This is a genomic window from uncultured Pseudomonas sp. (assembly GCF_913777995.1).
Lineage (GTDB): Bacteria > Pseudomonadota > Gammaproteobacteria > Pseudomonadales > Pseudomonadaceae > Aquipseudomonas.
On sequence record NZ_CAJYVE010000049.1, the window covers coordinates 13469 to 39081 of the forward strand.

A 25613-nucleotide genomic window follows, 5' to 3' on the forward strand; every position below is an offset into this window, starting at 1 on the left:
CCTCGGTCAGGCCGGTTAGAGCATCTTTTCCAGACCCACGGCCTTGCTGATCCAGGCGTTGAAGCGTCGCCACCAGTCGCCCGGTTCCTTGTCCAGGGTGTGGATCTGGCCGTTGTCTTCGGTCACCCACACCAGCTGGCCGTCCTGCAGGCGTACTTCGTAGCTGCGCTCGGGTGACATGCCTTCCAGGGTCAGCTCGCGCAGCTGTTCGGCAAGTTTCGGGCTGTCCACCAGGATGCCGATCTCGGTGTTCCACAGCACCGAGCGCGGGTCGAAGTTGAACGAGCCGACGAAGATCTTCTGGCGGTCGAAGATCATCGCCTTGCTGTGCAGGCTGGAGTCCGAGCCGCTGGTGAGCAGCGAGGGCTTGGCGAACAGCCGCGAGCGGTCATGGTTGGACGATGGGTCGCCGGGCTGACGGCGCAGCTCGAACAGCTTCACGCCGTGCTGCAGCAGCGCCTTGCGATAGGGCGCGTAGCCGCCATGCACGGCAGGCACGTCGGTGGCCTGCAGCGAGTTGGTCAGCAGGCTCACCGCCACCCCGGCATCGGCGCGCCCGGTGAGGTACACCAGGCCCTGCTGGCCCGGCACGAAGTAGGCGGAAATCAGCATCAGTTCCTGATGCACCCTGAGCAGCTCCGGTGCCAGCTGGGTGGTCAGCAGCAGGTGTGGGTCAGGCTCGCCCTGGGCCAGCACCTTGGTCGGTGCGTCCCACAGCACCTGGTTGTAGGCCCAGGTCAGTTGCCGCAGCCAGGCATGCAGCTGGGGCCGGGTCTGGTAAGCCATCAATCGTTCGTAGAGCGCCTTGTGCTGCTGGTGCGCCTGTTCCAGCGAGGCGCTCAGGCGCTTGCGCGCCTTGCTCAGGTCGTGGTGGCCGGGCAGGAAGTACATGAAGCTGTCGATGGGCTTGCTCAGCGTGCTGTTCCAGTACTGGTCGAAGCTGTGCCCCAGTTGTTCGGCCACCGGGCCTGCTGCCAGCAGGTCGACGTCGGTGAAATTCAGGTTGGGCTCGGCGTCGAAGTATTCGTCGCCCAGGTTGCGGCCGCCGACGATGCCGACGCTGTTGTCGGCCAGCCACAGCTTGTTGTGCATGCGCCGGTGCTGGCGCGACAGGTTCATCAGCCGCCCGAAGCTGCGCGTGACGCCGGTTTCGCGGCCCAGCGCCTGGGGGTTGAACAGGCGAATCTGGATCTGCGGATGCGCGGCCAGGGTGGCGATGGCCTGGTCCTGGCCGTCGCTGGTGGTGTCGTCCAGCAGGATGCGGATGCGCACGCCCCGGTCGGCGGCCTTGAGCAGTTCGTCCACCAGGGCGCGGGTGCTCAGGCCGTCATGGACGATGTAGTACTGCAGGTCGAGGCTGGTGCGCGCCATGCGGATCAGCTCGGCGCGAGCGTGGAATGCCTCGCTGCTGTTGGCCAGCAGGCGAAAGCCCGAGCGCCCGGCCTGCGGCTCGGCCAACGCCTGGATCGAGCGCCCGAACGAAGACTGCGCGGCCGGCAGTGCCTGGCTGGGCTCGTCGTTCTGCGGATGATGCGCACAGCCACCCAGGCCGAGCGTCACCCAGAGGAAGAAGGGCAGGAGCCATGTTCTATTCAAGGAGTCGTGTCCACGCCGTCGATTTGGCGATAAGACCACCGAATGCCCGAAAAAGTTACCCAAGGTCCTGTGCCAGCAGCGCCTTGATGGTGTCACCCACCCGGCGCACGGCGGCCTCGATCTTCGCGCTGGGCCGGCTGGCGTAGTTCATGCGCAGGCAATTGCGGTACTTGCCGGAGGCCGAGAAGATGCTGCCGGCGGCGATCTGCACCTTATGCTCGTAGAGGGCACGATTCAGGCGCACGGTGTCGAAATGCTCGGGCAGCTCCACCCACAGCATGAAGCTTCCCTGTGGCCGGCTGACCCGCGTGCCTTCGGGGAAATAGCGCGTCACCCAATCGATCATCTGGTCGCGGTTGCGCTGGTACTGGCTGCGCGCGCGCCGCAGGTGCGGTTCGTAATGCCCGCCCTTGAGGAATTCGGCAATCGCCAGTTGCGGCTGGGGCGCGGTGGAGCCGGTGCTGATGTATTTCATGTGCAGCACCTGCTCCAGGTAGCGCCCCGGCGCCACCCAGCCGACCCGCAGGCCCGGCGCCAGGGTCTTGGAGAACGAACCGCAGAGCAGCACACGGCCGTCTTCGTCGAACGACTTGATGGTGCGTGGGCGCGGGTAGCTGTAGGCCAGGTCGCCATACACGTCGTCTTCGATGATCGCGATGTCGAAGCGCTGGGCCAGGCGCAGCAGGGCGCGCTTGCGCTCTTCGGGCATCACATAGCCCAGTGGGTTGTTGCAGTTGGGGGTCAGTTGGATGGCTTTGATCGGCCACTGCTCCAAGGCCATTTCCAGGGCTTCGAGATTGATGCCGGTGAGCGGGTCGGTGGGGATTTCCAGGGCCTTGATGCCCAGGCCCTTGAGGGTCTGCATGACGCCGAAGAAGCTCGGTGAGTCGACCGCGACGATATCGCCGGTGGCGCACAGCGCGCGGATGCTGGCCGATAGCGCCTCGTGGCAGCCGGTGGTGATGATCAGGTCGGCGGCACTCAGCTGGCAGCCCGCGTCGAGAGCCAGCCGGGCAATCTGCTCGCGCAGGGCCTGCACGCCGAGAATATTGTCGTAATACAGCCCAGGCATGTCCTGGTGGCGAGAGAGCTGCGCCAGGGCGCGCAGCAGCGGCTTGAGGGTCGGGCTGCTGACGTCGGGCATGCCACGCCCGAGCTGGATGAAATTGGCGTCCGGCGTCACGCGGATCATGTCCAGCACCTGCTCCCACTGGGAGATATCCACAGGCCGCTGCACGGGGCGCCCCACGACGGGCAGTTCTGGTGCCTTGTGGCGCGCACTGACGAAATACCCCGACTTGGGCCGCGGCACGGCCAGGCCGTTGTCTTCCAGCAATCGGTAGGCCTGCTGCACGGTACTCAGGCTGACCCCATGCTCGTTGCTCAGCGCACGTACCGACGGCAGCCGGTCGCCAGGACGGTAAAAGCCGCTCTCGATGCGTGAGCCGAGCAGTTCGGCGAGGTTGAGGTACAGGGTCATGACACACTCCGGCGCCGTGCGGGCAGGTTGCAATACAGATGAAGGCAAAATAAAGCATTCAGAGCGCTGAGCAAGCTTTCTGTATGGAAAATATTAGGTTTTTTTGAATCTGTATTGTCCGGGCGTTTGTCCGCATCATTTCTCCACGGCCAACCACGGGAGAACAGGCGGCTATGAACGGGTTCAACGATGTGCGGGGATTGTTGCGCGAAGGCAGTTCGCAGCGCGGGCAGCTACTGGCGTTGGGCGGTGAGAAGGTGCTGCCCACGACCCGATCGCCTGCCTGCGGCCGTTGGGCGCTGTACCGGCATCGCTGGGTGTCGCGCCGCATCCTGCTGGCGCTGACCGACGAAGAACTGCGCGATATCGGCCTTGACCGGCAACAGGCTTGTGCAGAGGCTGCCAAGCCATTCTGGCGGGGATGAGCTGACTGGTCAGGCGTGGCAGGGTAGGAGCGGCTTTAGCCGCGAAAGCGCCAGGAAATTCACTGCATCTGTTGTGAACATGCGGTCGCTTCCCGGCTGAAGCCGATCCTACCGAGTTAGTTTCAGGGTTACACCAGCTCCTTGAGGCGGTGCCAGAGCATGCCCAAGGCCAGCAGTGGCGAACGCAGGTGGCGCCCGCCGGGGAAGGTGATGTGCGGCACCTTGGCGAACAGCTCGAAGCCGCCGCCGTGCTGGCCGCTGATGGCTTCGGCCAGCAGGCGGCCGGCCAGGTGCGTAGCGTTCACGCCATGCCCGGAATACGCCTGGGCGTGGAACACGTTGGGGTGCTCCTTGAGTCGGCCGATCTGCGGCAGGCGGTTGGCGCCGATGCCGATCATGCCGCCCCACTGGTAGTCGATGCGCACATTGGCCAGTTGCGGGAACACCTTGAGCATCTTGGGTCGCATGTAGGCGCCGATGTCCTGCGGGTCGCGGCCCGAGTAGTGGCAGGCACCGCCGAACAGCAGGCGCCGGTCGGCGGACAACCGGTAGTAGTCCAGCGCCACGCGCTGGTCGCACACCGCCATGTCCTGAGGCAGCAACTGGCGAGCCTGCTCTTCGCTCAACGGTTCGGTGGCGATGATGTAGCTGCCGGCCGGCAGCACCTTGCCGCCCAGCTCGGCGTTGAGGTCGTTGAGGTAGGCGTTGCAGCCCAGCACCAGAAACTTCGCCTGAACCTGGCCCGTCGCGGTGTGCACCGTGACCTGCGGGCCGTAGTCGATACGCGTCACCGTCGAGTCTTCGAACAGCTGCACGCCCAGTTGCCGCGCCACGGCAGCTTCGCCCAGGGCCAGGTTGAGCGGATGCAGGTGTCCCGAGCCGCGGTCGATCAGGCCGCCGACGTAACGGTCCGAGCCCACCACGCTGTGCATTTCATCGGCCTGCAGCAGTTGCAGTTCATGGCGGTAGCCGAGGCTGCGCAGTTCTTCGAGGTCTTCGGCGAAACCCTGCAACTGGGCGGGCTTGTTGGCCAGGTCGCAGTAACCCCACTTCAGGTCGCACTGGATACCATGGCGCTCGACACGCTGGCGCACGATCTCCACCGCTTCCAGGCCCATCAGCTTGAGCTGGCGCACGCCTTCGCTGCCGATTACTGGAGCGAACTGCTCCACGCCGTGGCCGACGCCACGAATCAGCTGCCCGCCATTGCGGCCGCTGGCGCCCCAGCCGATGCGCCGGGCCTCCAGCAGGATCACGCTGAGGCCGCGTTCGGCCAGTTCGATGGCGGTGTTGAGCCCGCTGAAGCCGCCGCCTACCACGCAGACATCCGCCGTGTGCGCTCCTTGCAGGCTCGGGAAGTCCGGCTGCGGATGGCTGCTGGCGGCGTAATAAGAGGCGGCGTGAGCGGGCATGGAGGCATCCTTGGATTAAACGCAGTACGTTCACTCGGGCTGTGGGAGCTGGCTCGCGAAGGCTGCGGCACATTCACCGCTGATGCACCGGCATTGCCGGCCTCTTCGCGACCAAGGTCGCGCCTACAAACCCGAATGGTGTCTAACCGGCGAGTGTTGGATTAAATGCAAACCCGCCGAGGATAAGCCGCTGTCCCGGCTGTGCCAACTGCGGCACAATCGTGCCGCCCAGCCAACCCGGAGTCCTGATGAGTTGTAACCGTGAAACCGTGCGCAGCCTGCGCCGGCAGATTCCCACCTTCGAATGCGTACCGGGCTGCCATGACTGCTGCGGACCGGTGACCACCTCCCCGGAAGAAATGTCGCGCCTGCCGCGCAAGAGCGCCGCCGAGCAGCAGGCCGCGCTGGAACAGTTGAACTGCGTGCACCTGGGGCCGCAAGGCTGCACGGTGTACGACGAGCGCCCGCTGATCTGCCGGCTGTTCGGCACCACCCCGCGCCTGCCGTGCCCGAACGGCCGCCGCCCGGTGGAGATGATCCACCCCAGGGTCGAGAAGCAGATCCATCAGTACATGGCTGCTCACCGCCAGGTGCTGGTCTGAGCGGCTAAAGGCACGCGGCAGTCAGTCGGCAATCGGCAGGTTCAGGCTTTCTTTCACTTCTTCCATGACGATGTAGCTTTTCGACTCGCGCACGTGGGGCAGCTTGAGCAGGATGTCGCCCAGCAGTTTGCGGTACGAGGCCATTTCCGAAATGCGCGCCTTGACCAGGTAGTCGAAGTCGCCCGACACCAAATGACACTCCAGCACATGGGGCAGTTTGAGAATGGCGCGGCGGAATTCGTCGAAGGTGTCGCCTGACTTGTAGTCCAGGCTGATTTCCACGAACACCAGCAGGCTGGCCTTGAGGCTCTGCGGGTTGAGACGGGCGTTGTAGCCCATGATGATGCCCTCGCGTTCCAGGCGGCGGACGCGCTCGGTGCAGGGCGTGGTAGACAGGCCGACGCGTTCGCCCAGCTCGGTGAAGGAAATGCGCCCGTCGGCTTGCAGAATGCGCAGGATGTTGCGGTCGATCTTGTCCAGTTCGCGCTTGGACTGATGCTGGGTGCGCATGGGTAATCCCCCTCTGTCTGAGCGCTGTTTCCCGAGAAAACGCCTCGAATATAGCTCGTTATATAGTGAAAAGCACTGCTTCTACCTCCCTATACTGGCCACATTCTCAACTTGCCCGTAAAACGTCAGCGGCTTCGCCGCGATGAGGTAATCGACATGCGCGTTCTGGTTCTTGGTAGTGGTGTGATCGGTACGACCAGTGCCTATTATCTGGCCCGCGAGGGCATGCAGGTGACCGTGGTCGACCGCCAGAACGCCGTGGCCATGGAAACCAGCTTCGCCAACGCCGGCCAGGTGTCGCCAGGCTACGCCTCGCCCTGGGCGGCGCCGGGCATTCCGCTCAAGGCCATGAAGTGGCTGCTGCAGCGCCACGCGCCGCTGGCCATCAAGCTCACCGGCCAGCTCGACCAGTACCTGTGGATGGCGCAGATGCTGCGCAACTGCACCGCCAGCCGCTATGCGGTGAACAAGGAGCGCATGGTGCGCCTGTCCGAGTACAGTCGCGACTGCCTCGACGAACTGCGTGCCGAGACCGGCATCGCCTACGAGGCGCGCCAGCTGGGCACCACCCAGCTGTTCCGCACCCAGGAGCAACTCGACAACGCCGCCAAGGACATTGCCGTGCTGGAGCAGTCCGGCGTGCCCTACGAGCTGCTCGACCGCGACGGCATCGCCCGCGTCGAGCCGGCCCTGGCCGGCGTGGTCGGCAAGCTCAGCGGCGCATTGCGCCTGCCCAACGACCAGACCGGCGACTGCCAGCTGTTCACCACCCGCCTGGCCGAAATGGCCACCAACCTGGGCGTGGAGTTCCGCTACGGGCAGAACATCGAGCGCATCGACTTCGCTGGCGACCGCATCAATGGCGTGTGGATCAACGGCAAGCTGGAAACTGCCGACCGCTACGTACTGGCGCTGGGCAGCTATTCGCCGCAACTGCTCAAGCCGCTGGGCATCAAGGCCCCGGTCTACCCGCTCAAGGGCTACTCGCTGACCGTGCCGATCACCCAGGGCGACATGGCGCCGACCTCGACCATTCTCGACGAAACCTACAAGGTGGCGATCACCCGCTTCGACAACCGCATCCGCGTGGGCGGCATGGCGGAAATCGCCGGTTTCGACCTGTCGCTCAACCCGCGGCGTCGCGAAACGCTGGAGATGATCGTCGACGATCTCTATCCTCACGGCGGCGACCTGAGCCAGGCCAGTTTCTGGACCGGCCTGCGCCCGGCGACCCCGGACGGCACGCCCATCGTGGGCGCCACCCCGTACCGCAATCTGTTCCTCAACACCGGCCACGGCACTCTGGGCTGGACCATGGCGTGTGGCTCCGGCCGCCTGCTGGCCGACCTGATCGTGCGCAAGAGCCCGCAGATCAGCGCCGAGGGCCTGGACATCTACCGCTACGGCAACCACAAGGAGAACGCACGACATGTCAATCCAGCGCCTGCACACCAATGAACGCATGAGCCAGGTGGTAGTGCACAACGGCACCGTCTACCTGGCTGGCCAGGTAGGCGATGACCTGACGGCCGGTATCGAGCAGCAGACCCGCGAGACCCTGGCGGCCATCGAGCGTTTGCTGGACGAGGCGGGTACTGACAAGACCCGTCTGCTTTCGGTGACCATCTACCTCAAGGACATCGACGCCCACTTCGCCGGCATGAACAGCGTCTGGGATCAGTGGCTGCCCGCTGGTGTCGCGCCCGCCCGTGCCACCGTCGAAGCCAAGCTGTGCGAGCCGGAAATCCTCGTCGAGCTGTCGGTCACCGCCGCACTGCCGTAACCACTCCTTTGCCTTTACCACACAAGAAAGCCTGACCATGCGCCCAGCCCGTGCCCTCATCGACCTCCAGGCCCTGCGCCACAACTACCGGCTGGCCCGCCAGCACGCCGGGGCCAAGGCCCTGGCGGTGATCAAGGCCGACGCCTATGGTCATGGTGCAGTGCGCGTGGCCGAGGCCCTGCAGGACGAGGCCGATGGTTATGCAGTGGCCTGCATCGAGGAAGCCCTGGAACTGCGCGCCGCCGGTATCCACGGGCCGATCCTGTTGCTCGAAGGCTTTTTCGAAGCCGACGAGCTGGAACTGATCGTCGAACACGACCTGTGGTGCGTGGTGCATGCTTTGTGGCAGGTCGAGGCGATCGAGCGCGCGGCGTTGGGCAAGCCGCTCAACCTGTGGCTCAAGCTCGACAGCGGCATGCACCGGGTGGGGCTGTTTCCGGCCGAGTACCCAGCGGCTTACCAGCGCCTGCTGACCAGCGGCAAGGCGGAGCAGATCACCCTGATGACCCACTTCGCCCGTGCCGATGAGCTGGACTGCCCGCGCAGCGAAGAGCAACTGGCGGTGTTCCAGACCGCCACCCAAGGGCTGAACGCACCGACCAGCCTGAACAACTCGCCAGCATTGCTGGGCTGGCCGCAGATCAAGAGCGACTGGGTACGCCCTGGCATCATGCTCTACGGCGCCACACCCTTCGACCGCCCGCAGCCCCTGGCCGACCAGTTGCGTGCGGTGATGACCCTGGAGTCGAGGGTCATCAACCTGCGTGAGCTGCCGGCCGGTGAGCCGGTGGGTTACGGCGCCACCTACATCACCGAGCGGCCAAGCCGCATCGGCGTGGTGGCCATGGGGTATGCCGATGGCTACCCGCGCCACGCGCCCACCGGTACGCCGGTGATCATCGACGGCCAGCGCAGCCGCCTGCTGGGGCGCGTGTCGATGGACATGCTGTGCGTCGACCTCACTCACCTGCCACAGGCCGGCCTCGGCAGCCGGGTGGAGTTCTGGGGGCCGAACCTGTCGGCCAGCGAAGTCGCCGCCCAGGCCGGCGCTATCCCTTACCAGCTGTTCTGCAACCTCAAGCGCGTACCGCGCCTGTACGCCGACGACTGATCCTGCCCGGGCCGTAAACGGCCCGACTGTTGTAAATATTGAACGCTGTTGCCATGATGCCCCGGTCTCGACTTTAACCTCAGGCTTCGTGCGAGTGTGCCTGCGTGTCGATCATGCTGCGATCGAAGGCGATCCGAAGAGATCGTGCAGCAAGGGAGCATAACGCCCAGTGTGGGATGCCCAGCCCGGGCCAGGTTCGCCTGTGCCTGCCCAGGGCGATGACGCGCGTGCCGTACGAGGCCTCCGAACCTGGAGGAGTGCCGAATTGGACGTCGGTGAGCGACTGCAACACATCCGTAAGCTCAAGGGCCTGTCCCAGCGCGAACTGGCCAAGCGGGCCGGCGTGACCAACAGCACCATTTCCATGATCGAGAAGAACAGCGTCAGCCCGTCGATCAGCTCGCTGCGCAAGGTGCTCGGCGGCATTCCGATGTCGATGGTCGAGTTCTTTTCCGAGGAAATGCAGCCGGACAACAGCACCCAGGTGGTCTACAAGCCCGGTGAGCTGCTGGATATCTCCGACGGTGCAGTGACCATGAAGCTGGTGGGCAAGTCGCACCAGGGCCGGGCCATCGCCTTTCTCACCGAGACCTACCCGCCCGGCGCCGACACTGGCGAAGAAATGCTGGTGCATGAAGGCGAAGAGACCGGCATCCTCATCGAAGGCCGCCTGGAGCTGATCGTCGGCGCCGACACCTACCTGCTGGAAGTGGGCGACAGCTACTACTTCGAAAGCAGCCGCCCGCACCGTTTCCGGAATCCCTTCGACACTCCGGCGCGACTGATCAGCGCAGCCACGCCGGCGAATTTCTGACCCCTTGCGGCCAGGCCCCGGTAAACCGGGGCCTGTCGGGTATTGATCTAGGGCAAGGGTAATAACCCTTCGCGATGTAGGGCCGTTCCGGGTCTGCGGGCGCGTCGTTATACTTTGCGCCTGCTCGCAGCGCCTGAAGCGCCGTGGCGAGCCTGACCAGCCACCAGTGAGGGTGAACGCGTGAACCTGACAAGACTATGCCTGGCCCTGGCCGCCACCCTGTCACTGCTGCCGCTGGGCCTGCAGGCGGCGACCAGTGACGAGATCGCCAAGCGCCTCGAGCCGGTGGGCAAGGTGTGCATCAAGGGCCAGGAATGTGCGGGGGTGGCGGTGAGCGCCGCTGCCGGTGGTGCCGGCGCGGCCCGCCCGGCGCAGGACATCATCGCCAAGCACTGCACCGCCTGCCACAGCGTCGGCCTGATGGACGCGCCGAAGATCGGCGACAGTGCCGCCTGGAAAGCCCGCGCCGACAAGGAAGGCGGCCTCGACGGCCTATTGGCCAAAGCCATCACCGGCATCAACACCATGCCGCCGAAGGGCACCTGTGGCGACTGCTCCGATGAAGAGCTGAAGGCCGCGATCCAGAAGATGTCCGGGTTGTAACCGGCCCGCCTCGCTGGGCGTGGCTGATGCCCGCGAGGATCGGCTTCAGCCGCAATACAGTTCAGACCGTGGGAGCGAGCTTGCTCGCGAAGGCGGCGTCACGTTCACAGCAAACTCAGCGATTTTTCCAGCTTTTCGCGAGCAAGCTCGCTCCCACAGGAACTGCAAAGCGCTTAATCGAACTGTATTGCCTTCAGCGCGAAAAGCATCTCGGCCGAAGCCACTCCCACCGGTCAGGCACCTGGCATGGCCTCAAGCATGCCCCGTCGTGTTGTGCAGCCCCGCCAGCAGCAGCCGTTGCAGCAATTCCTCACGCAGCCCGTCCGGGTTGTCCAGGCCCATGCGCCGCAGGTGCTCGGGGTACGCCTCGGGTTCTGGCGCATCGAGGGTGGCCTTGCCCAATTCCAGTATCTCGGTGAGCTTGAGTTTGCTCTTGAGCCAGTTCAAGGCGCGCAGCAGGTCGCGCTCTTGCGGTTCGAAATCACTGCCCAGCGGGTATTCGCTGAACAGCTGTGGATAACCTTCCGCCACGGCTTTCAGGCGTTCGGGGGTGTTGTCGGTAAAACGCGGATCGAGGGCAAAGTCGCGGGGCAGCTTGCCGGCGCGCTGCGCCTGTTCGATCAGGCCGGGCTGGAAGCGTGAGTCGCTGATGTTCAGCAGCCGTTCGATCACCGTGGCATCGGTCTGCCCACGCAGGTCGGCAATGCCGTACTCGGTGACCACGATGTCGCGCAGGTGGCGGGGTATGGTGCAGTGCCCATACGACCAGACGATGTTCGAGCTGACCTCGCCGCCGGACTCGCGCCAACTGCGCAGGATCAGCACCGAGCGGGCACCCTCCAGGGCGTGGGCCTGGGCCACGAAGTTGTACTGCCCACCTACGCCGCTGAGCACCCGACCGTCTTCCAGCTGGTCGGCGGCGGCCGCACCGAGCAGGGTCACGCAGAACGTACTGTTGATGAACCGCGCATCCTTGCGCTGCAAACGCTTGAGTTCTTCATTGCCGTACAGCTCGTTGATGAAGCTGATGGCGCTCATGTTGAACTGCGCCAGGCGCTCGGCCGGCAACTCGCGCAGCCGTGCATAGAAACTGCGCGGGCCGAGGAAGAAACCGCCGTGCACCACCACGCCGCCGACGTCTTGCGTTTCGTCGAGCATGCCCATGTCGGCCAGGCGCTGGCGGTCGAGGTCGGCGTACACCTTGCGGCGCACGATGCCGGCATCGGCCAGGGCCAGCAGGCCGTTGACGAACATCTCGCTGCAGCCGTACAGGCCCTGGGCAAAGGGCGCGGTGCCGCCTTCACGGTCGATCATCACCTGCCAGTTGCTCATGTTCAGTTCGCCCAGCAACCGGGTGTAGCTGTGGTTGTCGCCTTGCCGGGCCAGCAGCGCAGCAGTCAGCGCGTCGCCCATCGAGCCGATGCCGATCTGCAGGGTGCCGCCGTCGCGCACTAGGGTGCTGGCATGCAGGCCGATGAAGTGGTCCTGCAGGCCCACCGGCATGTTCGGGGTGGAAAACAGCGTGCTGCGCTCCGGCTCGTCGATCAGCAGGTCGAAGGCGGCAATGTCCAGCTCGGAATCGCCTGGCATGTAGGGCAGGTCGGCATGCACCTGGCCGACCACCAGGATGGTTTCCCCGGCGGTGCGGCGCTTGGCGACCAGCGGCAGCAGGTCAAGGGTCACGTCGGGGTTGCAGCTCAGGCTCAGGCAGCCGGGCCGCTGCGGGTCGGCGGCCACCAGTTGGGCGATCAGGTTCAGGCCTTTGGCGTTGATGTCCCGTGCGGCGTGGCTGTAATTGCTGCTGACGTAGTCCTGCTGCGCCGGCACGCTGTCGAGCAGGCTGCCGGGCTGCATGAAGAACTGCTCGACGCGGATGTTCGGCGGCAGGCGGTCGCGGCGCAGGTCGGCCAGGTAGTCCAGCTCCGGGTAGTCGCCGAACACCCGCTCCAGAAAGGGTTCGAGAAAGCGTGCCTGCAAGCCTTCGCCGGGCGTGGGGCGGCCAAGGCTCAGCGCGGTGTAGATCGTCAGCTGCCGCTCGGGCAGCTCGCGGATGCGGCGGTACAGCGCGTTGACGAAGGTATTGGGCTTGCCCAGGCCCAGCGGCATGCCCAGGTGAATGTGTGCAGGCAGGTGGTCCAGTACATGGTCGACGGCGCGCTCGATGGAGCAGGATTGCAGCATCCGGGCTCTCCTGACGGAAAAGGAATGCAGCTTGGACTGCATCGAGCGGGTATTTGCTGCATGGTCGGCTCAGGGCTTCCCGGCTGAAGCCGGTCCTACAGGGCGAGGATCGGCCTGCGGGGCACTCGGTTAGGGACGGTTTCAGCCGGGATCAACGGCCAGGCTGGCGGATGCAGGCCACTGGTCGAGCACCTGGTCCAGCACCTGATGTGCCTGGGTGATCAAGTGCATGCCAGCCAGGGCCAGGTGTCGCGGCGGGCCTTGCAGGTTGTCGGCGCTTTCGACGGTGGTGGCGGTAGCGCAGCGCAGCAGCTCGACGGCGTGGGCGATGCGGCATTCGAGGAGGGTCAGCAGGTCGGGTGAAACGGGTGGGTCTGGAACGATCTTCTTCATGGCGGCAAGCTCATTGATCTGAGGCCACCGGATGCCCGCTGCTAAACGAACAAGGGTGGCGGCTTTGACGCGGGTTAGCAGACCGGTGAGCTTGCAAACCGGCGCACGCGAACGTGCCCCACGCAAAGCCGCCATAGGCGATCTTGCGCATGCAAGCTTTATCAGGCTGCTAAACCCGATCGCTGATGTTCAGCGACGAAGGCAGCCTAGTCAGGGGCATTTGCACACGCAAGGGTCGGCGATTCTCTCGGAAATTTCCTTCAAGAGATAGAGAGGCATCTTGCAATTACACCCTCGAGGGGGGCTGCAGATCGGCTTTGAGCGCAGCAAGCTTCCCGGCTGAAGACAATACTGTTTGGTTAGGCGTCATGTGGCCCGGTGGGAGCGGCTTTAGCCGCGAAAGCGCCAGGAAATTCACTGCATCTGTGGTGAGCATGCGTCGCTTCTCGGCTGAAGCCGGTCCTACAGGGCAAAGACCGGCTTGCGGCACACGCCGGTAGGTGACTTCAGCCGCGATCAACCATCTGGCTGGCGGACAAAGGCCATTGGTCGAGCACCTGGTCCAGCGCCTGATGAGCCTGGGTGATCAAGTGCATACCAGCCAGGGCCAGGTGTCGCGGCGGGCCTTGCAGGTTGTCGGCGCTTTCGGCAGTGGTGGCGGTGGCGCAACGCAGTAGCTCGACGGCGTGGGCGATGCGGCATTCGAGGAGGGTCAGCAGGTCGGGTGAAACGGGTGGGTCTGGAACCAGCTTCTTGGTCATGACATTTTCCCTGGGTTGAGGCCACCCAGGGTTCGCTGCTAAACGAACAGGGGGTGGCGGCTTCGTCGCGGGTTAGCAGACCGGGGGAAAATGCAAAAGACCGGCGCACCCGAAGGTGCCCCGCGCGAAGCCGCCATAGGCGGTCCGTGCGTGACATTTTCCTGAGTCGGGCTGCTAAACCCGATCGCTGATGTTCAGCGACGAAGGCAGCCTAGTCAGGGGCATTTGCACACGCAAGGGTCGGCGATTCTCTCGGAAATTTCCTTCAAGAGATAGAGAGGCATCTTGCAATTACGCCCTGGTCGAGGGCCGGCAGATCGGCGTTTACCCCAGGCGGCAGGGCCCTGCGGATCCTTGTAGGAGCGAGCTTGCTCGCGAAACGGGCCAGTAAGGTCGCCGCATCTGCTGGAGCACGAAGCAGCCTTCGCGAGCAAGCTCGCTCCCACAAATGTGAACTGCGCTGGCTAACGCTTGAGCATCGCCCGAATATCGGCCAGGGCGTTATTGCCGCGGGCCGCCTTGACCTCGACCGGGGCTTCTTCCAGACCTTCCCAGGCCAGGTCGTCAGGGGGCAGCTCGTTGAGGAAGCGGCTGGGCGTGCAGTCGATGATCTCGCCGTACTGCTTGCGCTTGGCTGCGAAGGTAAAGGCCAGGGTCTGGCGGGCGCGGGTGATGCCCACGTAGGCCAGGCGGCGTTCTTCCTCGATGGTGTCGGCCTCGATGCTGGAGCGGTGCGGGAGGATTTCCTCTTCCATGCCCATGATGAACACGTAGGGAAACTCCAGGCCCTTGGAGGCGTGAAGGGTCATCATCTGCACGCCTTCGGCGCCTTCTTCCTCTTCCTGCTGGCGTTCGAGCATGTCGCGCAACACCAGCTTGCCGATCGCCTCTTCGATGGTCATCTCGCCATCTTCGTCTTTTTCCAAGGTGTTCTTCAGCGCCTCGATGAGGAACCACACGTTGCTCATGCGGTAGTCGGCGGCCTTGTCGCTGGAGCTGTTCTGGCGAATCCAGTTCTCGTAGTCGATGTCCATGACCATGCTGCGCAGCGCGGCGATGGGGTCGTTCTGCGCGCATTGCTGGCGCACGCCGTCCATCCAGCGCTTGAAGCGTTGCAGGCGCTCGGTGTAACGCGAATCGAGGTGCTCGCCCAGGCCCAGTTCCTCGGTGGCCGCGTACATCGAGATCTTGCGCTCGGAAGCGTAGTTGCCGAGCTTTTCCAGGGTGGTGGAGCCGATTTCCCGACGCGGCACGTTGATCACCCGCAAGAACGCGTTGTCGTCGTCCGGGTTCACCAGCAGGCGGAAGTAGGACATCAAGTCCTTCACTTCCTGGCGGCTGAAGAAGCTGGTGCCGCCCGACAGTCGATACGGCACCTGGTGGTGCTGCAGCTTCAGCTCGATCAGCTTGGCCTGGTAGTTGCCCCGGTAGAGGATGGCGAAGTCGCTGTAGGGCCGGTCGGTGCGCAGGTGCAGGGTGAGGATTTCCATCGCCACCCGTTCGGCCTCGGCCTCTTCGTTGCGGCAGCGGATCACGCGGATCTCGTCGCCGTGGCCCATTTCCGACCACAGTTGCTTCTCGAAGGCATGGGGGTTGTTGGCGATCAGCACGTTGGCGCAGCGTAGGATGCGGCTGGTAGAGCGGTAGTTCTGCTCGAGCATCACCACCTTCAGCGACGGGTAGTCTTCCTTGAGCAGCATCAGGTTTTCCGGCCGCGCCCCGCGCCAGGCGTAGATCGACTGGTCGTCGTCGCCGACCACGGTGAACTGGTTGCGTGTGCCGATGAGCATCTTCACCAGCAGGTACTGGCTGGCGTTGGTGTCCTGGTATTCGTCGACCAGCAGGTAGCGCACGCGGTTCTGCCACTTCTCCAGAATGTCGGCGTGCTCCTGGAACAGCTTGACCGGCAGCAGGATCAGGTCGTCGAAGTCCAGCGCGTTGTAGGCCTTGAGGGTGCGCTGGTAGTGGGCATAGACGATGGCGGCGGTCTGTTCCTTGGGGCCACGGGCATTGGCCAGGGCTTCTTCGGGCAGGATCAGGTCGTTCTTCCAGGCACCGATGATGTTCTTGATCTCGTCGACGCCGTCGTCGCCGGCGTACTCCTTCTGCATGATGTCGGTCAGCAGGGACTTGATGTCGCCTTCGTCGAAGATCGAGAAGCCCGGCTTGTAGCCCAGCCGCGCATGTTCCTTGCGGATGATGTTCAGGCCCAGGTTGTGGAAGGTCGAGACCGTCAGGCCGCGCCCCTCGCCCTTGCGCAACAGGGTACCGACCCGCTCTTTCATCTCCCGCGCGGCCTTGTTGGTGAAGGTCATGGCCACAATGTACTGGGCACGGATACCGCAGTTCTGGATGAGATGGGCGATCTTGCGCGTGATCACGCTGGTCTTGCCGGAACCGGCGCCGGCGAGCACCAGGAGCGGGCCGCCGACGTAGTTCACGGCTTCCTGCTGCCGGGGGTTGAGTCGGGACATGGGAGAGGGCACGAGTCGTATGCGAAATGGCCGGGCATTTTAACAGGCTGGCAATTTTGTGCAGCCTTCCAGGGTTTTGATGCGCCGACCTATCTAAATTTTTTGGTTTTGTTACATTTGCGCATGGCACGCAATTGCGTGTGCCTCATGCCTCTTTTCCGAGGCCACTTACCCCCTTGTTGTTCTTCGGAATAGGGAGTCTGCGTTGCCAACGCCTGTCGAGCCGATGCGGTTATTGCTGCTGGTCCAAGAACCAGCCTGGCAGGCGTTGCTGGAATCTTGTCTGTCGGCGTTGCCGGCGGGCACCAGCCTGCATGTGCTCGACCATTGGGGCAGTACCAGCCGGCTCCTGGCCTGTGAACGCAACGCCGTGCTGTTGGCCTCGCCGGGCCTGCAACCGCCGGTGGGCAGTTGCCGGGCACCGCTGGTGATGCTTCTGGATGCCGAGCCCAACGCCACGCCGGTGGGCGCCTGCGACTGGCTGGTGCGCGACAGCCTGACCCCCGACACCCTGCGCCGGTGCCTGCGCCATGTGCGCGAGCGGCGCGGGCTGGAAGACACCCTGCAGCGCCTCGCCGAGCAAGACCCGCTGACCGGCATCGCCAATCGCCAGGGCTTCCAGACCCTGCTCGCTGCCCGTCTGGCTGAGCACGCAGGTGCCGGCCTGGCGCTCGGGCATCTGGACCTGGACAATTTCCGCCGTGTCAACGATGCCCTCGGCCACCAGGCCGGCGACCGCCTGATCCTGCAGGTGGTGGCGCGCCTCAAGCAGCAACTGGGCAGCAACGATCAGTTGGCGCGGCTGGGCGGCGACGAGTTCGCCCTGCTGCTGGACACCCGTGAAGCCCCGCAGCGGGCTGCGGAGGTGGCAGAGCGCGTAGTCGACGCCTTGTCCGAACCCTACTGGATCGACGGCGAAAGCCTGCTGCTGGGCAGCAGCCTGGGGCTGGCGCACGCCTGCCCGCAGGCCGGTGCCGACTCGCTGATGTGGCATGCGCACATCGCCATGCGCCAGGCCAAGGGCATCCAGGGCTGTACCTGGCACCCGTTCGACGAGCGTATCAACCGCAATGCCCGCAGCCTGGCTGACCTGGAAGGCGAATTGCGCCGCGCTCTGCGCCGCGACGAGCTGGAGCTGCACTACCAGCCGCGGTTGTGCCTGCGCAGCGGGCGTATCGTCGGTCTCGAGGCCCTGGTGCGCTGGCGCCACCCGGAGCGCGGCCTGCTGCCACCCAACGAATTCGTGCCGCTGGCCGAGCAGAGCGGGCTGATCGTACCGTTGGGTTACTGGGTGATCTTCCGTGCCCTGCGTGACATGCAGGCCATGGCCGCGCAGGGCCTGGAGCCGCTGCACATGGCGGTCAACCTGTCGTTCCGCCAGTTCCAGGACAACCAGTTGCTCGACACCCTCAGCCGGCTGATCACCGAGCAGGGCATCGACGCCCATTGGCTGGAGTTCGAACTCACCGAAACCGCCGTGATGCGCCGCAGCGACCTGGTCAGCAAGACCATGGACGCCCTGCGGGCCTTCGGTGTGCGCTTCTCGCTGGATGACTTCGGCACCGGCTTTTCGTCCTTCGTGCACCTGAACAGCCTGCCGATCGCCCTGCTGAAGATCGACCGCAGCTTCGTCGCCGACATGGAGCAGCGCGAAGAAAACCGCAAGCTGGTGCACGCCATGATCAACCTGGCGCACAACCTGGGGCTGGAAGTGGTGGCCGAGGGTATCGAGTCGCCCGCGCAACTGGCGCTGTTGCGCGAGTTCGGTTGCGACCAGGCCCAGGGCTTCATGATTTCCCGGCCCTTGCCCATCACGCAGCTGACCCAGTACCTGCTGGCGGGCACGGCAGGGCAGATGATCGTCGGCCTGTGATCAGACCTTGAGCGTGGCCGGCTCGCCCGGCTGACGCAGCAGTTTGCGCATGCGCCGCTCGAACGCCAGGGTCAGCGTCACGGCTGCGCACAGCAAGCCCAGCGCCAGCCCCCACCACACGCCCTCGGCCCCGGCCGGAGTGCCGAAGCCCAGCAGCCACGCGGCAGGCGCGGCTACCAGCCAATAGCAGCCCAGGCCGATGAGAAAGGTGGTCTTGGCATCCTTGAGTCCGCGAATCGCGCCCATGGCGATGGTCTGGGTGCCGTCGAACAGTTCGAACCAGGCGGCGATGGCCAGCAGCTTGACCGCCAGGACCACGGTGTCGGCAAAGGCCGGGTCGTCGAGGTCCAGGAACAGCCCGACGATGGGCCGGGGCACCAGCCAGAACAGCAGGGCGAACAACAGCATGAAGGCGCCGCCGCAGCCAATGCCCATGCGCCCGGCGGTGCGCGCCATGAGCAGGTCGTTGGCACCGTAGTGCTTGCCGATGCGCATGGTCACCGCGTAGGAGATGCCCACCGGAATCATGAACGCCATGGACACGGTCTGCAGGGCGATCTGGTGGGCGGCCAGCTGCGTGGTGCCCAGTGCGCCCATGCAGAAGGCGGCAAAGGTGAACAGCCCGACCTCCACGGCATAGGTGCCGCCGATCGGCAGGCCCAGGCGCCAGAGTTCGCCCAGGTGGCTGCGCGACAGCCGGCCGAGCTGCTGGCCGATGGGGTAAGCCTCGTAGGCGCGATGGCGGCGGATGTGCAGCGCCAGGGCCAGGGCCATGCAGTTGCTGACCACGGCGGTGACCAGCCCGATGCCCCACAGGCCCAGATGCGGCAATCCCAGCCAGCCTTCGATCAGCGCGTAGTTGAGGACGAAGTTGGCCGCCGCGCCAGCCAGGCTGATGACCATCACCGGCATGGCGCGGCCCAGCGCACTGGTGAAGCCGCGCAGGGCCATGAAGCTGAGCAGGCCCGGCAGTGCCAGGGGCAGGGTGGTGAGGAACTGCATGGCCATGGCCACGTTGGCTGGCTGCTGGCCGAAGTGCAGCAGCACCGGCTCGATGTTCCACAGCAACAGCGCGGCCAGTACCGCCATGCCCCAGGCCAGCCACAGCCCGGCCTGGGTCAGGCGGGTGGCGCCCTGCTGATCGTTGGCGCCAAGACGGATCGACACCAGCGTACCCACCGCGGCCATGACCCCGATGCAGAAAAACGACACGAAATTGTAGGTCGCCGCGCCCAGGCCGCCGCCGGCCAGCGCCTCGGGGCCGAGCTTGCCCATCATCACGGTGTCGGTGAACACCATCAGCATGTGCGCCACTTGCGAGGCAATCAGCGGCGCCGCCAGACGCAGGATGATCCAGAGTTCCTTGAAGGCAGCCGATTGCATGGTCGTGAGGGCTCGGTGGGGAGAAACGAAGCGCCTATTCTCCTGGCTGGTGCGGCAGAAGACAAACCGATAAATCCCGCCGATCATTCAATAAGCGCCTATAACTGTCTTATCGACGCAACCCTTGCAGGGCGGTGCTGTCGAAGGCGCGCTTCGGGGGCGCGCAATCGTTTGCCAGTACCTGAGAAAAAGCCTCAAGTTTGTAGGGGATATGCCGACTCCATTGGGGAAATCGCGTGTAAACCTTGCTCTTTTCACTAATAACGATGCTGGCTGGCAGGCCCCATGGCGCCTGCACCAACCAGCCAGGAGTTCGTATGTCCAAGCCTCGCGCCCGGATTGCCTCTCAACTCGGTATTGCCCTGGCGGTCATCCTTGCGGTGGTCATCAGTTGCAGTACGCTGTTCGCCTTGCGTTCGCTGGATGCCGCCAACCTCGTCATCCGCGAAGAACACCTGAGCAGTGAGGCTCGCCTGCTCGCCGACCAGCTCAACACTTTCCATACCACCCTGCGCGACAGCACCCGTCGCCTGGCCAGCCTGTTCGAGAAGCGCTTCGGCTCCGGTCTGAGCCTGCAGACAGGCACCTCCTTCACCGTGGCCGGCACCCAGACCCCCGGTCTGTACCTCGACGGCCAGGCGCTGAACAACGAGTTCGGCGAGGTGGACGAGTTCCGCAACCTCACCGCTGGCGTGGCCACGGTATTCGTGCGCAGCGGCGATGACCTCGTGCGTATCAGCACCTCGCTGACCAAGCAGGACGGCTCGCGCGCCATCGGCACGGTGCTCGATCGCCAGGGCCAGGCCTACGCACGGCTGATGGCCAACAAGGAATACGTCGGCAAGGCCATGCTGTTCGGGCGTCTGTACATGACCCAGTACAGCCCGGTGGTAGACGCCTCCGGCAAGGTGATCGCCGCACTGTTCGTGGGTTTCGACTACACCGATGCGCAGAACGCGCAGTTCGAGAACCTGCGCAACTTCCGCATCGGCAAGACCGGCTCGCTGGCGCTGCTCGACGACCAGGGCAAGTGGCTGGTGGCCCCGGCGGGCGTCAAGCAGTCGGATGAAGCCGCCAAGACGGCGACCGAACTGGCCAAGCAGCCGGGCAAGGGGCGTTTCTGGAGTGACACCGAAGACGACTTCTACAGCGTGGGTGTGCCCTTCACTGACGGTCCGTGGACCGTCGTGGCGAGCATGCCGGAAGATGAAATCGGCTCGGTGACCTGGAGCGTCGGGACCCAGCTGGCCATCGGCAGCCTGTTGGCCATGCTGATCGCCGTGGGCGGTTCCATCTGGCTGCTGCGCAGCAAGCTGCAGCCGCTGTCGGAACTGGTGCGCCAGGCCGAGGCCCTGGGCGCCGGTAACCTCAAGGTGCGCCTGGCGGTCAACAGCCACGATGAAATCGGCCTGCTGGCCAGCAGCTTCAACACCATGGGCGAGGCACTGTCGAACATGGTCGAGCACATCCGCACCGCTTCGCGGCAGGTCAGTGACCGGGCGCATGCGCTGTCCGGCCTGTCCAGCGGCGCCCATGCCGGCATGGAGCAGCAGTCGGGCGAGATCACCAGCATGGCCGGCGCGGTGGAAGAGTTCAGCGCCACCTCGATGAACATCGCCGACAACATGAAGGACACCGAGCGCCTGGCTCAGGAAAACGCCCGCCAGACGCGTATCGGCCGCTCGTCCATGGAGGAAGCGTCCAGCTCCCTGCAGCAGATCGCCGCGTCGCTGAACAGCACCGCCACGGTGGTCAACACCCTGGGCCAGCGCTCTCAGGAAATCGGCAGCATCGTCGGTGTGATCACCTCGATTGCCGAGCAGACCAACCTGCTTGCCTTGAACGCCGCCATCGAAGCGGCGCGTGCTGGCGAACAGGGCCGCGGCTTCGCGGTGGTGGCCGACGAGGTGCGCAGCCTGGCTTCGCGCACCCGCGAGGCGACCGATGAAATCTCCTCGATGATCGCCAGCATCCAGCAGGAAACCGGCAACGCCATCAACACCATGCAACAGGGCAACACCCTGATGCAGGAAGGCCTGTCGCGTAACGCCAAGGTGGCCGAGGCGCTGGCACAGATCGACGAACAGAGCCGCGCCGCCGGCCAGCAGTTCACCGTCATCACCAACGCTGCCCAGGAACAGAGCAGCACCGCCACCGCCCTGAGCGGCAACCTGCAGAGCATCGCCATGACTAACACCGAGCAGCGCGAAGTGGTGGCCAACCTGGCCGTGACCGCCCGCGAACTCAACGAGTTGGCGGCTGAGCTGTTGGATGAGGTGGGGCGGTTCAAGTAAGGCATCCGGTGACGCCTCTTGAACCTTGATCGCGAACAGGCGAGGAAAGCCGGTACGTTGCCAAGAGCATGTTCAGTGTTCGCGACACATCGCTTCTGCGGTTTGAATAGATGTCATGCATGAGCCGCCATCCCGGTAACGCCAGGATGGCGGCTCATATTCATCGAGCGTTACGCTGAGAGTACGACGCGTAACTGAGCGGCGGAGCTAATCGTGGTCAACGGCTGGACCACACGGGGTTATTGGCCTCGTCATAGACGCTCAGTACACCTTCGTCCGACAGCGTGACATAGCTGCCGGGTGCAGAGGCCGAGGCGCTCCAGACGGCTTGGCCTTCACCTTCGAGTGTCGAGAATTTCCCTTGAGCATCCAGCCCGCAGCGCCACGCGTTATGGAAGCTGGTGCTCGAGGCCCAGACGCTTTTGTGCAGGCTGTTCAGGTCACTCACCACCAGATTGCCGTCTTTTTCCTGATAAGACGCCGCGAAAGCGCCGTTACGCGAAATCAGGAACTGGCCGGGGGTTAGGTATTCGCCCGCCTTGAGCGTGTCGCCGCGATTGGCTTGCGCGTCCTGGCGTGCTTCGGTGATGCAGTAGACGAAGCGCCGGTCACCACCGGCAGCCGCCTGGTCGGCATATACCGCTACATTGAAGCCCAGTACCTCGTATTGCTTGGCTTCGACGTTGTCGCAGGCGTCATAGGCGAGACGGACCGGGGCGCCGGCACCCACCACGCCGATCTCGCTCTTGAAGCCACCGAACTGAGGGTTGGTGAACCCGATGTCGAGAGCGAAGCGGGTTCCTTCGATACGCCATTTCCCCGCACCACTGACACCCGTCATGATCGAGCCTTGTCCGTTTGCGACGGTCCACAGCGTCGCGCCGATAGGATGCAATTCGTCGATCGGGTCGATGTTCATGGGCGCCGGGCCGGCGAAGGTGGTGCCCGAATCGAAGAAGCTGCCTTCCCACACGAGGCGGTGGCTGGTTGCGTTGACGATGATCAGCTCCAGCGTGCGATGGCGATCACCGAAGGCCTTGGCACCTTCGAACGCACCATACAGCTTCATGACCGCACTGTGCAGTTCGGTAACCGAATTGATGATGTCCTTTCCTGCATCGATGGCGGCCTTGACCTGGCCTGCGGTGGTGGTGAGGCTGGCCAGTCGGCCTGCGTTCAGGGCTGCGCTATTACCTGTGGTCATTCCTTGCTCTCCAGATGTCCATTCGACGTTAAACGATTCCATGGTGCTGATTTGCTATCAGCGAGCTCAGTCTCGCTGCCGACCCTAGCAGCGGCTACCCCACACATCGCGTACTGGTCGTTGATCCAGGCAACTAATTGGCGTGTACTGTGTCGGCCTGATTTGATCAGCAAATGTTGTCTGTGTTTATCAGCGGTACGCGGGCTGATATCGAGAAGTCGTGCGATATGTTTACTGGAGCATCCATGGCAGAGATGTCGTAGAACGGCGGATTCCGTCGGGCTGATGTCAGCCTCACACAGGTTCATCAGCCCCTGCCATTCGGCGTCCGATAACGCTGAGAGGGCATGCAGTGCCGTTACGCTGAGCACACCGGTTTTTTGCTTGAGGCTGCTCACATGTTCCCTGGCCGTGTACAGGCCAATCCCCAGAAAGTGCGCGATTTCCCTGTTGTTGAGACCTTGGCGCACAAGACGGAGAACATCTTGCTCTCTTGGCGTGAGAGCTGTACGCGCGCTTTTCTTCCCTGTTACTGGCTTCATGCCGAATTGCTCCGTCCACGGAATGACGATTGTCCAAACATCAGAATGAAGTTCGGTCATGGCGGAGCGTTGGTTACATTCGAGATAAGTGCTGAACGGCGAGCGCGTGGTGTTTCGAGAGCTATGAAAATCAGAGATCGAAGGGCTTAGAGGTAGGTAACCCGTAGAGCAGAAGAAAAGCCGGCCGTCGACCGTGATTGAGAAACTTGAAGTAGATGTTCAGGCACCTGGCCCGGATTAATAGATGGCTGAATAGATGATTCGCAACGCGGGCATGCAGAATGGGCGGTAGCAAGCGCGTTGGATCAAAGTGTCGCTTCAGACAGGTCGGGCTCGCTGCGCAACGGGCAGGCCAGGGTAAGACGCTGCAACAGTGTGCTGCGCAGTGCTTGTAACTCTTCAAGACGCTGTTCGATCAGCGCCAACTTGTCGCGCAGCAGCGCTTCCACCGCCTGATCGGGGTTCGGGTTTTGCCACAGTTGCCCGACGTTGTCGCCGATCTCCGTGAGGCTGAAACCCAGGCGTTGGGCGTCGCGGATGAAGTGCACCAGTTGAGCGATTTCTTCCGGGTAGTCGCGGTAACCGTTGGCCAAGCGTCGAGCTTGAATGAGGCCGCGCTCTTCATAGAAGCGCAGCGTATCGCGGCTGACGCCGCAGACCTGGGCGAGTTCGCCAATGCGCATGAGCACTTCCTTATTCGGGCTTGACCTTGGAGCTTACTCCAGGCTTTAGCCTGATGCCTTCGTTGATTCGAGGGAGTGCAGCAAATGTGGACATCCGCCCAATATCGTCAGTTGGTTCGTGCCAGTGGTCTCTACGACCTGATCATTACAATCGGTTTCGTGACGCCCTGGAGCTTCGCCCTGCTGCATCAGTGGCTGGGTTCACTGCACGGCATGCTCGGTTTGAGTGGCCAGATTCCGCTGTTTGAGCCGATGCACGTGATGATGGCCAACCTGATGGGGTCTATCGTCTGCGTTTGGTCCTGGCTGAGGATCCGTCACCCCCAGCGACGCTTCGGCCGCTACGATGCCGCTGGGCGGATCCTGTTTGCCATATGGCAGTTGTATGCCTTGGCTCATGGTGCATCCGGTCTGCTCTGGGTGATCTTCTCGTTCGAGGTGCTGTGGGCGATCGCGCAATGGGCGCCGGTCAGGGCGCGGCGCACAGCGCAACTTCAATGGGCTTGAAAGGCTTATCGGGTTGTTGAAATGCCATTGGCGCAAGCCAGGCAGTCCTTCTTCGGTTTCCATTCTTGTCCTGATGACGCCTATACCTACTGACTCGCCGGCCGATACTGCAACGCCTCGGCCAGGTGCCCGCGGCTTATCTCGGCCTGCCGCTCAAGATCTGCCAGGGTGCGCGCCACCTTGAGCAGGCGGTGTGCGGCACGCAGCGACAGGTTGAGGCGCTCGCACGCGGTTTCCAGCCAGCTTTCGTCGGTTGTGGATAACCTGCAGTGCTGGCGCAGGCCGGGCAGGTCGAGAAAGGCGTTGGCACAGCCTTGGCGGCGCTGTTGCAACTCGCGGGCTTCGGCGACCTTGGCAGCGGCGCTGGCGGTGGTTTCGCCACCGCCCGGCAAGGCCGAAAGGCTGGTGGCTTCGCGGGCCACGGTGAGGTGCAGGTCGATGCGGTCCAGCAGCGGCCCGGACAGCTTGTTGCGGTAGCGCTGGATCTGTTCGGTGGAGCAGCGGCAGCGGCCACTGGGCTCGCCGAGATAGCCACAGGGGCAGGGGTTCATCGCCGCCACCAGCTGGAAACGCGCCGGAAAGCGCACCCGGTCGCGAGCCCGCGACACCACGATATGACCCGACTCCAGCGGCTCGCGCAGCACCTCCAGTACCCGGCGGTCGAACTCCGGCAACTCATCGAGAAACAATACGCCGTGATGCGCCAGGGTAATTTCTCCGGGTTGCGGGCGGCTGCCACCCCCCACCAGCGCCGGCCCCGACGCCGAGTGGTGCGGTTGACGGAACGGTCGCAGCGGCCAACTGCTCAGCGGCACCTGGCTGGCAACCGAATGAATCGCCGCCACTTCCAGTGCTTCCTGTTCATCCAGCGGCGGCAGCAGGCCGGGCAGGCGGCTGGCCAGCAGGGTCTTGCCGGTGCCCGGCGGGCCGCTGAACAGCAGGTTGTGGCCTCCGGCTGCCGCCACCACCAGCGCCCGCTTGG

The 25613-nt window shown here is 64.1% G+C and carries 23 protein-coding genes; 10 read left to right on the forward strand and 13 right to left on the reverse strand.

The genetic code is table 11. The features are described from left to right. Nucleotides 1-15: 15 nt before the first annotated feature. Both QZ497_RS19860 and QZ497_RS19865 read right to left on the reverse strand, forming a co-directional pair. Nucleotides 16-1596, reverse strand: a complete 1581-nt coding sequence (locus QZ497_RS19860; protein WP_295478501.1) for a phospholipase D family protein — start codon at nucleotides 1594-1596, stop codon at nucleotides 16-18. A gap of 55 nt (nucleotides 1597-1651) precedes the next feature. Then, nucleotides 1652-3076, reverse strand: coding sequence for a PLP-dependent aminotransferase family protein (locus QZ497_RS19865; RefSeq protein ID WP_295478504.1), 1425 nt, complete (start codon nucleotides 3074-3076; stop codon nucleotides 1652-1654). A gap of 173 nt (nucleotides 3077-3249) precedes the next feature. Between QZ497_RS19865 and QZ497_RS19870 the strand changes: the two genes are divergently transcribed. Continuing rightward, nucleotides 3250-3501 (forward strand): DUF1127 domain-containing protein, encoded by a 252-nt coding sequence (locus QZ497_RS19870; RefSeq protein ID WP_295478507.1) that lies wholly within the window; start codon nucleotides 3250-3252, stop codon nucleotides 3499-3501. Between the two features lie 128 nt (nucleotides 3502-3629). On the opposite strand, the gene QZ497_RS19875 is transcribed toward QZ497_RS19870, so the two are convergent. Then, the gene (locus QZ497_RS19875; RefSeq protein ID WP_295478510.1) at nucleotides 3630-4913 is read right to left on the reverse strand and encodes an FAD-binding oxidoreductase; all 1284 of its coding nucleotides are present in this window, start codon (nucleotides 4911-4913) and stop codon (nucleotides 3630-3632) included. A gap of 248 nt (nucleotides 4914-5161) precedes the next feature. On the opposite strand from QZ497_RS19875, the gene QZ497_RS19880 reads away from it, so the two are divergent. Beyond that, nucleotides 5162-5515, forward strand: coding sequence for a YkgJ family cysteine cluster protein (locus QZ497_RS19880; RefSeq protein ID WP_295478514.1), 354 nt, complete (start codon nucleotides 5162-5164; stop codon nucleotides 5513-5515). 21 nt (nucleotides 5516-5536) lie between these two features. Here the strand turns inward: QZ497_RS19880 and QZ497_RS19885 are convergent, their stop codons facing one another. Continuing rightward, the gene (locus QZ497_RS19885; protein ID WP_295478517.1) at nucleotides 5537-6025 is read right to left on the reverse strand and encodes an Lrp/AsnC ligand binding domain-containing protein; all 489 of its coding nucleotides are present in this window, start codon (nucleotides 6023-6025) and stop codon (nucleotides 5537-5539) included. 156 nt (nucleotides 6026-6181) lie between these two features. On the opposite strand from QZ497_RS19885, the gene dadA reads away from it, so the two are divergent. From dadA to QZ497_RS19910, 5 genes are all read left to right on the forward strand, one after another. Next, complete coding sequence (gene dadA / locus QZ497_RS19890; RefSeq protein ID WP_295478520.1) at nucleotides 6182-7483, forward strand: D-amino acid dehydrogenase; 1302 nt, start codon at nucleotides 6182-6184, stop codon at nucleotides 7481-7483. Continuing rightward, nucleotides 7455-7808 carry a RidA family protein gene (locus QZ497_RS19895; RefSeq protein ID WP_295478522.1) on the forward strand — a complete coding sequence of 118 codons (354 nt, stop codon included), beginning with the start codon at nucleotides 7455-7457 and terminating at the stop codon, nucleotides 7806-7808. The genes dadA and QZ497_RS19895 overlap by 29 nt, the downstream gene beginning before the upstream one ends. A 37-nt stretch (nucleotides 7809-7845) precedes the next feature. Further along, on the forward strand, nucleotides 7846-8919 hold the full coding sequence (alr, locus tag QZ497_RS19900; protein ID WP_295478525.1) for an alanine racemase: 1074 nt from the start codon (nucleotides 7846-7848) through the stop codon (nucleotides 8917-8919). Between the two features lie 265 nt (nucleotides 8920-9184). Then, nucleotides 9185-9733: a cupin domain-containing protein gene (locus QZ497_RS19905; protein ID WP_295478527.1), complete on the forward strand. Its 549-nt coding sequence runs from the start codon at nucleotides 9185-9187 to the stop codon at nucleotides 9731-9733. 186 nt (nucleotides 9734-9919) lie between these two features. Beyond that, nucleotides 9920-10336, forward strand: coding sequence for a c-type cytochrome (locus QZ497_RS19910; RefSeq protein ID WP_295478565.1), 417 nt, complete (start codon nucleotides 9920-9922; stop codon nucleotides 10334-10336). Between the two features lie 252 nt (nucleotides 10337-10588). On the opposite strand, the gene QZ497_RS19915 is transcribed toward QZ497_RS19910, so the two are convergent. The 4 genes from QZ497_RS19915 to rep all read right to left on the reverse strand — a co-directional run bounded on the left by QZ497_RS19915 (nucleotide 10589) and on the right by rep (nucleotide 16145). After that, entirely contained in the window at nucleotides 10589-12517 is a 1929-nt protein-coding gene (locus QZ497_RS19915) for an acetyl-CoA hydrolase/transferase C-terminal domain-containing protein (protein ID WP_295478530.1), read from the reverse strand. 141 nt (nucleotides 12518-12658) lie between these two features. Next, the gene (locus tag QZ497_RS19920) at nucleotides 12659-12910 is read right to left on the reverse strand and encodes a DUF3077 domain-containing protein (RefSeq protein ID WP_295478533.1); all 252 of its coding nucleotides are present in this window, start codon (nucleotides 12908-12910) and stop codon (nucleotides 12659-12661) included. A 506-nt stretch (nucleotides 12911-13416) separates the two neighbouring features. Continuing rightward, nucleotides 13417-13671 (reverse strand): DUF3077 domain-containing protein, encoded by a 255-nt coding sequence (locus QZ497_RS19925; protein WP_295478535.1) that lies wholly within the window; start codon nucleotides 13669-13671, stop codon nucleotides 13417-13419. A 464-nt stretch (nucleotides 13672-14135) separates the two neighbouring features. Then, entirely contained in the window at nucleotides 14136-16145 is a 2010-nt protein-coding gene (gene rep, locus QZ497_RS19930; protein ID WP_295478537.1) for a DNA helicase Rep, read from the reverse strand. A gap of 205 nt (nucleotides 16146-16350) precedes the next feature. Here rep and QZ497_RS19935 point away from each other — a divergent pair, with 205 nt between their 5' ends. Continuing rightward, nucleotides 16351-18018 carry a bifunctional diguanylate cyclase/phosphodiesterase gene (locus tag QZ497_RS19935; protein WP_295478539.1) on the forward strand — a complete coding sequence of 556 codons (1668 nt, stop codon included), beginning with the start codon at nucleotides 16351-16353 and terminating at the stop codon, nucleotides 18016-18018. On the opposite strand, the gene QZ497_RS19940 is transcribed toward QZ497_RS19935, so the two are convergent. After that, nucleotides 18019-19401, reverse strand: coding sequence for a NorM family multidrug efflux MATE transporter (locus tag QZ497_RS19940; RefSeq protein ID WP_295478541.1), 1383 nt, complete (start codon nucleotides 19399-19401; stop codon nucleotides 18019-18021). It lies immediately after the preceding gene. Between the two features lie 317 nt (nucleotides 19402-19718). Here QZ497_RS19940 and QZ497_RS19945 point away from each other — a divergent pair, with 317 nt between their 5' ends. Further along, on the forward strand, nucleotides 19719-21695 hold the full coding sequence (locus QZ497_RS19945; protein WP_295478544.1) for a methyl-accepting chemotaxis protein: 1977 nt from the start codon (nucleotides 19719-19721) through the stop codon (nucleotides 21693-21695). 217 nt (nucleotides 21696-21912) lie between these two features. On the opposite strand, the gene QZ497_RS19950 is transcribed toward QZ497_RS19945, so the two are convergent. The 3 genes from QZ497_RS19950 to QZ497_RS19960 all read right to left on the reverse strand — a co-directional run bounded on the left by QZ497_RS19950 (nucleotide 21913) and on the right by QZ497_RS19960 (nucleotide 24124). Next, entirely contained in the window at nucleotides 21913-22941 is a 1029-nt protein-coding gene (locus tag QZ497_RS19950) for a hypothetical protein (RefSeq protein WP_295478547.1), read from the reverse strand. Then, nucleotides 22896-23501, reverse strand: a complete 606-nt coding sequence (locus QZ497_RS19955) for a LuxR C-terminal-related transcriptional regulator (RefSeq protein WP_295478550.1) — start codon at nucleotides 23499-23501, stop codon at nucleotides 22896-22898. Before QZ497_RS19955 ends, QZ497_RS19950 begins: the two co-directional genes overlap by 46 nt. A gap of 245 nt (nucleotides 23502-23746) precedes the next feature. Next, nucleotides 23747-24124, reverse strand: a complete 378-nt coding sequence (locus QZ497_RS19960; RefSeq protein ID WP_295478553.1) for a MerR family DNA-binding transcriptional regulator — start codon at nucleotides 24122-24124, stop codon at nucleotides 23747-23749. Nucleotides 24125-24208: 84 nt separating this feature from the next. Here QZ497_RS19960 and QZ497_RS19965 point away from each other — a divergent pair, with 84 nt between their 5' ends. After that, nucleotides 24209-24631 carry a hypothetical protein gene (locus tag QZ497_RS19965; protein WP_295478556.1) on the forward strand — a complete coding sequence of 141 codons (423 nt, stop codon included), beginning with the start codon at nucleotides 24209-24211 and terminating at the stop codon, nucleotides 24629-24631. An 86-nt stretch (nucleotides 24632-24717) separates the two neighbouring features. On the opposite strand, the gene QZ497_RS19970 is transcribed toward QZ497_RS19965, so the two are convergent. Next, nucleotides 24718-25613, reverse strand: an 896-nt coding sequence (locus QZ497_RS19970; protein ID WP_295478559.1) for a YifB family Mg chelatase-like AAA ATPase, incomplete at its 5' end; no start/stop codon positions are given.

Excerpts from the sequence above, each read along its gene's own strand:
- QZ497_RS19865 (WP_295478504.1), bottom strand. The coding sequence starts at position 3,076 with ATGACCCTGTACCTCAACCTCGCCGAACTGCTCGGCTCACGCATCGAG.
- QZ497_RS19870 (WP_295478507.1), top strand. The coding sequence starts at position 3,250 with ATGAACGGGTTCAACGATGTGCGGGGATTGTTGCGCGAAGGCAGTTCG.
- QZ497_RS19875 (WP_295478510.1), bottom strand. The coding sequence starts at position 4,913 with ATGCCCGCTCACGCCGCCTCTTATTACGCCGCCAGCAGCCATCCGCAG.
- QZ497_RS19880 (WP_295478514.1), top strand. The coding sequence starts at position 5,162 with ATGAGTTGTAACCGTGAAACCGTGCGCAGCCTGCGCCGGCAGATTCCC.
- QZ497_RS19885 (WP_295478517.1), bottom strand. The coding sequence starts at position 6,025 with ATGCGCACCCAGCATCAGTCCAAGCGCGAACTGGACAAGATCGACCGC.
- dadA (WP_295478520.1), top strand. The coding sequence starts at position 6,182 with ATGCGCGTTCTGGTTCTTGGTAGTGGTGTGATCGGTACGACCAGTGCC.
- QZ497_RS19895 (WP_295478522.1), top strand. The coding sequence starts at position 7,455 with ATGTCAATCCAGCGCCTGCACACCAATGAACGCATGAGCCAGGTGGTA.
- alr (WP_295478525.1), top strand. The coding sequence starts at position 7,846 with ATGCGCCCAGCCCGTGCCCTCATCGACCTCCAGGCCCTGCGCCACAAC.
- QZ497_RS19915 (WP_295478530.1), bottom strand. The coding sequence starts at position 12,517 with ATGCTGCAATCCTGCTCCATCGAGCGCGCCGTCGACCATGTACTGGAC.
- QZ497_RS19920 (WP_295478533.1), bottom strand. The coding sequence starts at position 12,910 with ATGAAGAAGATCGTTCCAGACCCACCCGTTTCACCCGACCTGCTGACC.
- QZ497_RS19925 (WP_295478535.1), bottom strand. The coding sequence starts at position 13,671 with ATGACCAAGAAGCTGGTTCCAGACCCACCCGTTTCACCCGACCTGCTG.
- rep (WP_295478537.1), bottom strand. The coding sequence starts at position 16,145 with ATGTCCCGACTCAACCCCCGGCAGCAGGAAGCCGTGAACTACGTCGGC.
- QZ497_RS19940 (WP_295478541.1), bottom strand. The coding sequence starts at position 19,401 with ATGCAATCGGCTGCCTTCAAGGAACTCTGGATCATCCTGCGTCTGGCG.
- QZ497_RS19945 (WP_295478544.1), top strand. The coding sequence starts at position 19,719 with ATGTCCAAGCCTCGCGCCCGGATTGCCTCTCAACTCGGTATTGCCCTG.
- QZ497_RS19950 (WP_295478547.1), bottom strand. The coding sequence starts at position 22,941 with ATGGAATCGTTTAACGTCGAATGGACATCTGGAGAGCAAGGAATGACC.
- QZ497_RS19955 (WP_295478550.1), bottom strand. The coding sequence starts at position 23,501 with ATGACCGAACTTCATTCTGATGTTTGGACAATCGTCATTCCGTGGACG.
- QZ497_RS19960 (WP_295478553.1), bottom strand. The coding sequence starts at position 24,124 with ATGCGCATTGGCGAACTCGCCCAGGTCTGCGGCGTCAGCCGCGATACG.
- QZ497_RS19965 (WP_295478556.1), top strand. The coding sequence starts at position 24,209 with ATGTGGACATCCGCCCAATATCGTCAGTTGGTTCGTGCCAGTGGTCTC.